The following is a 10,268-nucleotide window of genomic DNA, read 5'->3' on the forward strand; positions in this document are numbered from 1 at the left end:
ACCCAGGTCGTGGCGAGTGCATCTCTCACCCGAACATGTGAGGTCACCGCTCGACGGCGGCGGACCTCTCGTGCTCGTGCAGGGCGTTGGTGAGCTGCACCCGGGACCGGACGTCGAGCTTGGCGAACACCGAACGCAGGTGAGTGCTGATCGTGTTCACCGAGACGCCCAGCTCATCGGCGGCGGCTTTGTTGGTGTGGCCGGCGCCGATCAGGCGCGCGACCTTCAGCTCGGACGGGGTCAGCCCGTCCCAGCCGGTGGCCGGCCGGGGCTCGGCCGCCAGCCACTTCGCGCGGCGCAGGCCCGCCTGTCGCATGGCGTTCTGCACGTCCACCAGCGGCCCGGTGGCGCCGACCCGGTGGAAGATCTCCCAGGCCCGGTCCAGCGTCTCGGCGCCGTCCCGCTTGCGGTCGCGGCGCAGCAGCTCGATGCCGAGGTCCTCGTACGCCGACGCCCGCATCATCGGCCGCGGGCTGCCGGCCAGCGCGTCGGCGGCGCGGGTCAGCAGGTCCACATCCCGGCTCAGCAGGCCGCGCACGTGCAGCGCGGTGCCGGTGAGGCTGACCACGTGGGGATTGCGCGCGGCCCCGAGGTCGGCCAGCGCGACGACCTCGTCGGTGAACTTCCGGTCGCCGGCGCGGAGCCCGATGTGCGCGAGCAGCCGCAGCCAGCCCGGCTTCCACGGCCACGGGTCGCGGTCCTCCCTGCCGGCGAAGACCAGCGGCGACAGCATCGCCGCGGCCTCGTCGGCGTTGCCCTCCGCGGCGGTGACCCAGCCGCGGACCAGCAGCAGCGACGGCACGCGGAACTCGTCGTCCGGCCCGGCCGGCCCGAACCCGGCGGACAGCCGCCGCCGGGCCTGCGCCACGTCGCCGCGTTGCAGCGACACCAGGCTCAGCAGCGACGCGGCCTCAATGCCGCACGAATAGCTGCCTCGCTCAAGGGCCAGGTCGAGCAATGTGCGCGCGCCGGCCTCGGCGTCGTCGAAGCGGGCGAGGTTGTAGTCCCACCAGATCTGCGTGTAGATCAGCGACAGGAACACCATGCCCTTGTCCAGCCCCAGGTCCCGGCGGGCCTTGCGCAGCATGACCTCGGCGTCGTGGAACCGGTCGAGGTACTGGAGCTCCTGGAACTCCTGGCCGATGTAGGTCGGCCCGGACACCGCGCGCAGCGCGCGGTAGTGCCGCAGCGACTCGAGGTGGTCGCCGCGGTTGCGGGCGACCTCGGCGAGGGCGTGCCAGGCGAGCACGCGGGCGTCGTCGTCATCGACGTCGTCGGCCGCCCGCAGCGCGCGCACGGCGGTGGGGGAGGCCTCGCAGGCGGGCTCGATCCGGGACCGGGCGAGCGCCTGCAACGCCACCAACCGGGCCCGCAGCACCGGTGTCAGCCGGTCGCGCTCCAGCGCCTTCGTGCTGCGGTCCACCGACGCACGCCACCGGCCGGTGAGCCAGAGCGCACGGGCGACGGCGATCTCGATCCGGCCGGCCGGCTCCGCGTCGTCGATGTGGGCCAGCAGCAGGTCGGCGATGTCGATCGCGGCCGAGCAGCGCTGCACGAGGCCGAGCAGTTCGACGCAGCGCTCGCCGAGTGTCAGCCAGGACGTCTGGTTCGGCCGCACCGCGCGAAACGCGGCCAGGACGAGGTCGGTCGCGGTCTCGGGCATGGAGCCGGCGACGCGGTTCGCGGCGTCGGCCAGCATCGCAGCGCCGGCCTCGTCGCCCGGGCTGATCGCGGCGCGGGCGTGGGTGGCGACGGTGAGCGGCTCGCCGTCGGTGTCGACGAGGAACTGCGCGCAGCGCTGGTGCAGCGCGCGGCGGGTCCGCTCGGGCAGGTCGCCGTAGACCGCCTGCCGGATGAGATCGTGTCGGAACACCAGCCGCCCGTCGCGGTTGCCGTCCACCAGGCTGGCGCGCGTCACGACGTCGACCGCCGCGGTGATCTCGGCGGGGGCGCGGTCGGGGAGCAGGGCCACGAGGTCCTCGGGCGCCGCCGCCTGGCCGAACACGGCCGCCACGGTGATCAGCTCCGCCGCCACCGGACCGAGTTCGCCGACCCGGCGGCGGACCCCGAGCACGAACTCGGCGGGGATGTCATCCTCGGAGCCGGCCCGAACCATCCCGGTGAGGATCTGCGTGGCGAAGAACGGGTTGCCGCCGACGCCGTCCAGCATCCGGCCGACGCCTGCCGAGGGCGGGTGGCCGAGCCGGTCCGCGGCCATCGCGGCGATGTCGGGCGCGGTGAGCGGGCCGAGTTCGATGGTCTCGACCGGCGCGTCGACGAAGATCGTGTCCTTGAGGTCCTCGACCAGGCCGTCGGCCATGTTGCGGCTGGTGAACACCCACAGGATGGCGCTGCCGCCGAGCCGGCCGGGCAGTGCGCGCAGCAGGAATCGGGTGACCGGATCGGCCCACTGCGTGTCGTCGACGCCGATCAGCAGCGGCCGCTCCTGGGCCAGCGGCTCCAACAGGGCCGCCAGGTCCTCGACCAGGAGCAGTGGCTGGTCGGTGCGCGCCGTCAGCTCCGTCAGGTCGGCCGCCGACACGAGTGGCCGGGCGCCCGAGCGTAGCGCCAGCAGCAGCGGCGCGGCGGGGGAGATGCGGCCGATCTGATCGGCTTTGCCGACCGCGCAACCGAATCCCATCCGCGCGGCCTGTGTGACGATCTCCGTGAACAGCGCGGACTTGCCGATGCCGGGCTCGCCCTCGACCAGGAGCACGGCGCCGTGGCCCTGCCCGCGGACGCCGCGGACGACACGCAGCGCGGCGGCCATGGCCGCCGCCCGCCCGCGCAGCACGACCTTCGCCACGCCCACCTCCGTGCGATCGAAGGTGACCAACTCTAGGCCTTGACGGCCGCCGGGGCGGGTGGCCAGAGCCTTTCGGGCACCGACGGGCCGTCCAGCGCGCTGTTCGGCGGTGTACGGGATTCGCCGCCGCGGCCGCACTCGGTTGGCCACCATGCCGCGGGAAGGCCAGGCAGTCGCCGGTCTCGGGCTGGCCGCCGCCCGCCCCGCCGATGCGGTGGCGCAAATCGAGCAGGTGCGCGGCCTGCAAGCGCAGCTCATCGAGCCGCTGACCGGCCGTGCCGTCGCCATCTTGCTCGGCAAGGTGACCGCACGCCCACTGTGTCAACCTTGCTGAGCAGGATCCGTCCGTCCGCGCGGCGCTTGCTGACGAAGGCGGCCGCGACGACGGCGACGAGGCCTGCGGCGACGGCAAGCGCGGCCGTGGCCGACCACTGGAGAATGCCGGCGCCGACCGCCGCGCCGACGAGCATGGCTACGACGGAGCCGATCCGCCGATGCGGCTTGGCGCCGGGGCCACCGGCGAGTGCGCTGTCGGCGGCGAGGCCGGTGAGGGTCAGCGTCAGGACGGTGGTGGTCAGGTCGGGTGCGCCGAGGTGCCGCACGGTCGCGTTCTGCAGGCCGAGGGCCGCGGCGAGCGTGGCGATGGTGGCGTAGCTGCCGTCGCCGGTGAAGGGCAGCACGCCGGTGCCGGTGAGCACGGCGACCAGCGCGAGAACGGCTGCCTCGACGGTGAAGGCGATGGCCAGCCATCGGCCGGCACCGCTGGCGGCCAGCGCATGGGCGAGTCGGCCGCCGGCGAGCGCGCCGACGAGGAATCCGGCGATCGCGATCACGGAGGCGAGGGTGGACAGGCCGGAGGTCGGGTCGACGCTGAAGCCGAGGAACACCACGTTGCCGGTCATGTTGGCGACGAAGACGTGTCCGAGGCGCAGGTAGCTCACGGCGTCCACCAGGCCGGTGACCGCGGTCAGGGTGAGCAGCGCGGCCACGGTCTGGCGGGGGCTCAGGGGGGATGCGACGGCCATCGGTGATCGCTCCTGTCCGGTCAGCTGACGGCGCCGAGGGCGGCGCTGACGGCGGTGATGATGACGCCGCCGAGGGCGATGGCCAGGAACGAGCGGAGGAAGCCGGTGCCGAAGAACCGCCACCGGATCCAGGACAGGGCCACCAGCTCGAAGGCGATCGTGGCCAGCGCCACCACGAGCGCGAGGCCGTACTCGGGGATCAGGAACGGCAGGGTGTGCAGCACGCCGCCGAGGAACGTGCCGGCGCCGGTGATGGTGCCGCGCCGGTAGGGGCTGCCGCGGCCGGTGAGGTCGCCGGTGTCGGAGAGGCCCTCGGAGAAGGCCATGCTGACGCCGGCGCCGATGGCGGTGGCCAGGCCAGTGAAGAACGCGTAGATCGGCTGGTGGGTGGCCAGTGCGACGGCGAACACGGGCGCCAGCGTCGACAGCGAGCCGTCGATGAGGCCGGTCATGGCGGGCTGCGCCCGCTGCAGCAGGAACGAGCTGTCCGCGCCGCGCCCGGACAGCGTCAAAGTCGTCATGGTGTCACTCCTTCACTCGAATACTGAACTCTGAGTTTCGTATATGACAACCGGTGCGGCTACGTGTCTGTTACTGGGCTCACGTGTGTGCCAGCAGACAGCGCCGACTAACGAAACTGGTCGTATAGTTTCTGATGTACGCACCAGAGAACGGAGGAAGCCATGCGAACGACACAGCTCGGCGGTACGGGCCTGGAGATCACCCGGGTCGGCTTCGGCGCGTGGGCCATCGGCGGTGGCGGCTGGGAGTTCGGCTGGGGACCGCAGGCCGACGACGAGTCGGTCGCGGCCATTCACCGGGCGCTCGAACTCGGCGTGAACTGGATCGACACGGCCGCCGCCTACGGCTTCGGCCACTCCGAACGCGTGGTTGGCCGGGCGTTGCGGGGCCTGGACCGGCGGCCGTACGTGTTCACCAAGTGCTCGCTGCTCGACGACGGCACCGGCCGTGTCCGGCACAGCCTCGGCCGCGACTCGATCCTGCGGGAGGCCGAGGCCAGCCTTCAGCGGCTCGGTGTCGACGCGATCGACCTGTACCAGATCCACTGGCCCATCCCGGACGAGGACATCGAGCAGGGCTGGGCGGCCCTGGCCGAGCTGAAGGAATGGGGCATGGTCCGGCACATCGGCGTGTCCAACTTCGACGTCAAGCAGCTGCGCCGGATCCAGGAGATCGCGCCGGTCGAGACGCTCCAGCCGCCGTACTCGCTGATCGACCGGGACGCCGAGACGGAGGTCCTGCCGCACGCGCACCAGCACGGCATGGGTGTGATCGTCTACTCGCCGATGGGCTCCGGCCTGCTGACCGGGGCGATCACCCGCGAGTGGATCGCGGCGATGGCCGACGACGACTGGCGCAAGACCGACCCGCGGTTCACCGAACCGCAGCTTGACCGGCACCTCGCGCTCGCCGACCGGCTGCGGCAGGTCGCCGACCGGCACGGCGTCACCCCCGGCGCGGTCGCGGTCGCCTGGACCCTGCGCAACCCGGCGGTGTCCGGCGCGATCACCGGCTTCCGCCGCCCCGACCAGGTCGACCCGATCCTCGCCGCGGCCGACCTGGAGCTCACCGAGCAGGACATCGCCGAGGTGACGCCATGACCACGATCGGATTCGTCGGGCTGGGCAGCATGGGCGCGCCGATGGCCGCGCGTCTGCTGCCGGGCAACCGCGTGCAAGGGACCAACCGCACCCGGACCAAGGCCGCCGCGCTCATCGAGCGGGGCCTGGTCTGGCGGGACACGCCGCGCGAGGTCGCCGGCTCCGCGGAGGTCGTGTTCAGCATGGTTACCGACGACCAAGCCCTGGCAGCGATCGCCGATGGGCCGGACGGCATCCTCGCGGGCCTGCGACCAGGGACTGTGTACGTCGACATGAGCACTGTGAGCCCGCAGGTCAGCCGCGAGTTGGCCGCGCGGGTCCGCGCCGCGGGCGCCACGATGATCGACGCCCCGGTCTCCGGCAGCGTGCCGGCCGCGGAGAGCGGCACGCTGGCGATCATGGTGGGCGGCCCCGAGCCGGCGTTCCGGGCGGCCGAGCCGCTGCTGCGCCGGCTCGGCGGCGCCGTCACCCACGTCGGCGGGAACGGGCAGGGGCTGCTGCTCAAGCTGGCGATCAACATCAGCCTCGCCGCCCAACTGCTGGCCTTCAGCGAGGGGCTGCTGCTGGCCGAACGCGGCGGCGTCGACCCCCAGCTGGCCGCACAGGGGATGACCACTTCGTCGATCGGATCACCGCTGCTGCGGACACGCGCCCCGCTGGTGCTCGACCTGCCCGAGCGGGCCTGGTTCGACGTGCGGATGCTGCACAAGGACATCCGCCTCGCGCTGGCGGCCGACGCCGGGAGTCCGCTGCCCGCTGCCGCGGTGGTCGACCAGGTGCTCGGCCAGGCCGAGGCGCTGGGTTATGGGCGCCGCGACGTGGCTAGTCTGCTGCAGGTGCTGGCTGACCAGTCCGGATCCGACCCGAGGGCGGCATGACAAACGAAGGCAACCGCGGACGTCCGCGTAGTCAGCAGGCGCGCCAGGCGATTCTCGACGCCGCCGCGGCACTCCTGCTGGAGCGCGCCCTGTCCGAGGTGAGCATGGATGCCGTCGCGCAGCGGGCCGGGGTCAGCAAGGCCACCATCTACCGCTGGTGGCCCACCAAGGAGGCGCTGGCCCTCGACGCGCTCTACGCGGAGTGGAACACCGTCCGCCCGTTCCCACGCGACACCGGTTCGCTGCGCGGCGACCTGCTGTCGCTGCTACGGCCGTGGGCTCGGCTCGCCAGCAGCCGACCCTACGGCCGGGTGCTCGCCGCGCTGCTCACTACGGCGCAGTCCGACCCGGTGTTCGCCACTGAGTACCGGCAGCGGTTCGTCGAGCCCCGACGCGACCAGGCCCGCGCCCTGTTCCAACGAGCGACCGAACGCGGCGAGATCCCGGCCGGTACCAAGATCGACGTCGCGTTGGATCTGTTGTACGGGCCGCTGTACCACCGGTTGCTGCACGGCCACGCGCCGCTGACCGACCGGTTCGTCCGCGACGTCGTCGACATGGCGCTCGACGGCATCCTGCCCGGCCCGGCCTAGGCGCCGAGGACCGACGGCGGCGGGCAGGCCGAAGCCGAGGCCGCCGGCGGCGGGAAGGTGGAACGAGCCCGGGCGGCGCAGGTCCATCTGGCACCACCAGGCGGACTTCGTCGAGGTCGACTCGACGACGTAAGCGGTGTCCGCGGGGGAGGAGTCGCGCAGCGCGGCGAAGTCAAGCGCGTACGACTCGGTATAGGACCAACATGGAAGGATGTCGCCCGCAAGGTGTGACGTGCGATTTGCGTTGATCCGGTTCTTGCGCAAAGTCAGCGCAACGTCGATTCCCGGTGTCGTACGGTGCCGTCGGCCATCACGTCGCCGCCGGTGCACTGCCACTGGACCCGGCCGCCCTCGAACTGCTCCTGGTACAGCGACGCGTACAGGCCGCCTTCGCGCAGCAGGGAGCGGTGGGTGCCGGACTCGACCACACGCCCGGCGTCGATGACGTTGATGACGTCGGCGTTGACCACGGTGGACAGGCGGTGCGCGATGGCGATGGTGGTCCGCGACCCCATGAGGGTGTCGAGGGCCTTCTGCACCTCCCGCTCGCTGGCGGTGTCGAGCGCCGAGGTCGCCTCGTCCAGGATCAGGACGCGGGGGTCGTGCAGCAGCACCCGCGCGATGGCCAGGCGCTGTTTCTCGCCGCCGGACAGGCGGTAGCCCCGCTCGCCGACGATCGTGTCGTAGCCGTCGGGGAATTCCATGATCCGGTCGTGGATGTACGCCGCGCGGGCCGCCTCCTCGATCTCCACGAGCGAGGCGGAGGGCCGGCCGTACCGGATGTTGGCCAGGATGCTGTCGTGGAAGAGGTAACTCTCCTGGGTCACGAAGCCGATGGCGGCGGCCAGCGACGCCTGCCGGACCTGCCGCACGTCGGCGCCGTCGATCCGCACCGAGCCGCCGGTGACGTCGTACAGCCGGGGGGATCAGGTAGCTGATGGTGGTCTTGCCGGCCCCGCTCGGCCCGACCAGCGCGACCAGCTGGCCGGGGTCGGCCTCGAAGCTGACGCCGGCCAGCGAGTCCTGTGTCGTGCCGGGATAGCGGAAGTGCACGTCCGTGACCGCGACCCGGCGGCCGCCGCCGGCCGGCGGCAGGTCCTCGGCGTCGGGGGCGTCGACGATGTCGGGCACCACGTCCAGGTACTCGAATATCCGGTCGAACAGGGCCACCGACGACCGCAGCTCCACCGACACCTGCAAAAGCTGGCCGATCGGGAAGTACAGGCGGGTCTGCAGCGTGGTGAACGCGACCACGGTGCCGGCCGAGACGTCGGTGCCGTTCGCCAGCAGCAGGCCGGCGATCAGGTACACCGCGGCCGGCGTGATCGACAGGAACGCCTGCACGATCGCGAAGAAGCCCTGGCCGATCATCTGCTGGCGGACCTCGAGGTCGGCCAGCCGCTGGTTCTCGCCGTGGTAGCGCGCGGCGTCGCGGGCCTGATTGCCGAACACCTTGGCCAGCAGCACCCCGGACACCGACAGAGTCTCCTCGGTCAGGGCGGTCATGGCCGCCAGCGACTCCTGGGTCGAGCGGGCCACCCGGCGCCGCCGCTCGCCGACCAGCCTGGTCAGCCAGAAGAACACCGGCACGGTCACGAGCGCGACGACGGTCAGCTGCCAGCTGAGCACGATCATGGCGACGACGGTGGACACGAAGATGACGACGTTGGCCAGGATGCTCGACGCGGTCGTGGTGACCACCGACTGGACACCGCCCACGTCGTTGGCCAGCCTGGACTGGATCTCGCCGGTCCTGGTGCCGGTGAAGAAGGCCAGCGGCAGCTGCTGGAGGTGCGAGTAGAGGCGGTCGCGCAGGTCTCGCATGACCAGCTGACCGACCCGCGTGGTCTCGTACGTCTGGAGGATGCCGATGGCGCCGTTGGCGATCGGCACGACGGCCATCACCGCGACCAGGATGATCAGCAACGGCACGTCCGGGCCGCCGGGCACGAACAGGGCGTTGTTGAACACGGCCTGGATCAGCAGCGGGTTGACGATGCCGATCGTCGAGGTCAGCACGATCAGCCCGACGACGGCGGCCACCTGGGCCCGGTAGGGGCGGAACAGCGGCACCACCCGCCGGACCGTGGTCCGGCCGGCGTGCGCCGGGGCGGTCATGACACCCTCCGCTGCGGCTTCATACCGACCTCCTCGTGCGCTGGCGCGGCCTCGCGACGGTACCGAGGCGGGGTAACAGGTGCAGCATGTGAGTGGCACGCCGCCATCACCCAAACATGTGAGGGAAGGGGGAGTGCCGGGCCGAGAAGATGGGCGACGTCCAGCTTCGCGACCACCGAGGAGGAAACGTCATGGTGGGCAAGCCCAGTATCGTCTTCGCACATGGGCTCTGGGCCGACGGGTCGTGTTTCGGCAAGCTCATCCCCGCCCTCCAGGCCGAGGGACACGAGGTGTTCGCCTCGCAGCACGGCCTCAACTCGCTTGAGAGCGATGTCGCGTGCGTCAACTTCACCATCAACCACGTGCCCGGACCGGTCGTGCTGGTTGGCCACTCGTACGGCGGCACCCTGATCACTAAGGCCGGCGTGCACGACCGCGTCGGCGCGCTGGTCTACCTCGCCGCGCTCGGCCCGGACGAGGACGAGACCTCACAGCAGCAGCAGAACCAGTTCGCCCGCACCCCCGTCTTCGACCACATCGAGGTGGCTGATGGCCGCATCTGGCTGAAGCCCTCCGGCACCGGCGACTTCTGCGGCGACCTGCCGGAGGCGGAGCAGAAGCTGGTGCTGGCCACCGGCGCCGTGCCAGTCGTGGACCTGTTCGACCAGCAGGTGCCGGGCACCGCCTGGCGCACCAAGCCGAGCTGGTACGTCGTCGCCAACCAGGACCGCACCGTGAATCCGGAGCTGGAGCGGTTCGCCGCCAAGCGCATGGGAGCCAAGACCTACGAGATCGACAGCAGCCACGTGCCGATGCTGTCGCACCCCGACGTCGTGCTCGACGTCATACGCGACGCCGCGAAGTACTTGGCGGCCTAGCCTTTCCGGGCCGGAGCGGTCCACTGTGGATGGTGGGCCGTCCCGGCCGTTGGTGGCTGCACTCGTCTCCGGTCGGGGGAGTGGCACGCCCATCGTCGGCACTCTCGATTCGTCATCGATGCAGCCGATCGTCGCATCCATGATGCGGTAGTACGCGCGTACGGTCCCGGCGCGCCGGCGAGCGCCGGTCTGCCCTTCTCCTCAGACGCTGAGCATGCCCGCGTCGATCCCCAGCTCGCGGGCGACCTCGGCGGGGCATGGCATACGTGATCATCGACGGCACGTTGATCCCGATCGACCACGTCGCGGTGGACCGGCCGTTCTACTCGGGCAAACACCGCAGACACG

The 10,268-nt window shown here is 71.6% G+C and carries 8 protein-coding genes and 2 pseudogenes; 5 read left to right on the forward strand and 5 right to left on the reverse strand.

What is annotated here, in order from left to right; all coding sequences use genetic code 11:
• Positions 1-43 precede the first annotated feature (43 nt).
• From BCF44_RS53685 to BCF44_RS53695, 3 genes are all read right to left on the reverse strand, one after another.
• Entirely contained in the window at positions 44-2,806 is a 2,763-nt protein-coding gene (locus tag BCF44_RS53685; protein WP_170218270.1) for an ATP-binding protein, read from the reverse strand.
• 254 nt (positions 2,807-3,060) lie between these two features.
• Positions 3,061-3,831: a YoaK family protein gene (locus tag BCF44_RS53690; RefSeq protein ID WP_116182338.1), complete on the reverse strand. Its 771-nt coding sequence runs from the start codon at positions 3,829-3,831 to the stop codon at positions 3,061-3,063.
• Positions 3,832-3,851: 20 nt separating this feature from the next.
• Positions 3,852-4,352 (reverse strand): VIT1/CCC1 transporter family protein, encoded by a 501-nt coding sequence (locus BCF44_RS53695; protein WP_116182339.1) that lies wholly within the window; start codon positions 4,350-4,352, stop codon positions 3,852-3,854.
• Between the two features lie 162 nt (positions 4,353-4,514).
• Between BCF44_RS53695 and BCF44_RS53700 the strand changes: the two genes are divergently transcribed.
• From BCF44_RS53700 to BCF44_RS53710, 3 genes are read left to right on the forward strand one after another with little or no spacing between them, the layout of a single operon-like run.
• On the forward strand, positions 4,515-5,453 hold the full coding sequence (locus tag BCF44_RS53700) for an aldo/keto reductase (protein ID WP_116182340.1): 939 nt from the start codon (positions 4,515-4,517) through the stop codon (positions 5,451-5,453).
• The gene (locus BCF44_RS53705; protein ID WP_116182341.1) at positions 5,450-6,331 is read left to right on the forward strand and encodes an NAD(P)-dependent oxidoreductase; all 882 of its coding nucleotides are present in this window, start codon (positions 5,450-5,452) and stop codon (positions 6,329-6,331) included. The genes BCF44_RS53700 and BCF44_RS53705 overlap by 4 nt, the downstream gene beginning before the upstream one ends.
• Positions 6,328-6,924, forward strand: a complete 597-nt coding sequence (locus tag BCF44_RS53710) for a TetR/AcrR family transcriptional regulator (protein WP_116182342.1) — start codon at positions 6,328-6,330, stop codon at positions 6,922-6,924. The genes BCF44_RS53705 and BCF44_RS53710 overlap by 4 nt, the downstream gene beginning before the upstream one ends.
• 266 nt (positions 6,925-7,190) lie before the next feature.
• On the opposite strand, the gene BCF44_RS57225 is transcribed toward BCF44_RS53710, so the two are convergent.
• Complete coding sequence (locus BCF44_RS57225) at positions 7,191-7,817, reverse strand: ABC transporter ATP-binding protein (protein ID WP_211353693.1); 627 nt, start codon at positions 7,815-7,817, stop codon at positions 7,191-7,193.
• Between the two features lie 388 nt (positions 7,818-8,205).
• Positions 8,206-9,042, reverse strand: a pseudogene (locus BCF44_RS57230) (ABC transporter transmembrane domain-containing protein); the annotation flags it as partial.
• Positions 9,043-9,233: 191 nt separating this feature from the next.
• Between BCF44_RS57230 and BCF44_RS53720 the strand changes: the two are divergent.
• Positions 9,234-9,920 (forward strand): alpha/beta fold hydrolase, encoded by a 687-nt coding sequence (locus BCF44_RS53720; protein WP_116182343.1) that lies wholly within the window; start codon positions 9,234-9,236, stop codon positions 9,918-9,920.
• A 260-nt stretch (positions 9,921-10,180) separates the two neighbouring features.
• A pseudogene (locus tag BCF44_RS53725) lies at positions 10,181-10,268 on the forward strand (IS5/IS1182 family transposase); the annotation flags it as partial.

Origin of the sequence: Kutzneria buriramensis (assembly GCF_003387475.1) — a bacterium.
Lineage (GTDB): Bacteria > Actinomycetota > Actinomycetes > Mycobacteriales > Pseudonocardiaceae > Kutzneria > Kutzneria buriramensis.

Bases quoted from the DNA above. Each gene is read 5' to 3' on its own strand.
- BCF44_RS53690 (WP_116182338.1), bottom strand. From the start codon at position 3,831: ATGGCCGTCGCATCCCCCCTGAGCCCCCGCCAGACCGTGGCCGCGCTG.
- BCF44_RS53695 (WP_116182339.1), bottom strand. From the start codon at position 4,352: ATGACGACTTTGACGCTGTCCGGGCGCGGCGCGGACAGCTCGTTCCTG.
- BCF44_RS53700 (WP_116182340.1), top strand. From the start codon at position 4,515: ATGCGAACGACACAGCTCGGCGGTACGGGCCTGGAGATCACCCGGGTC.
- BCF44_RS53705 (WP_116182341.1), top strand. From the start codon at position 5,450: ATGACCACGATCGGATTCGTCGGGCTGGGCAGCATGGGCGCGCCGATG.
- BCF44_RS53710 (WP_116182342.1), top strand. From the start codon at position 6,328: ATGACAAACGAAGGCAACCGCGGACGTCCGCGTAGTCAGCAGGCGCGC.
- BCF44_RS53720 (WP_116182343.1), top strand. From the start codon at position 9,234: ATGGTGGGCAAGCCCAGTATCGTCTTCGCACATGGGCTCTGGGCCGAC.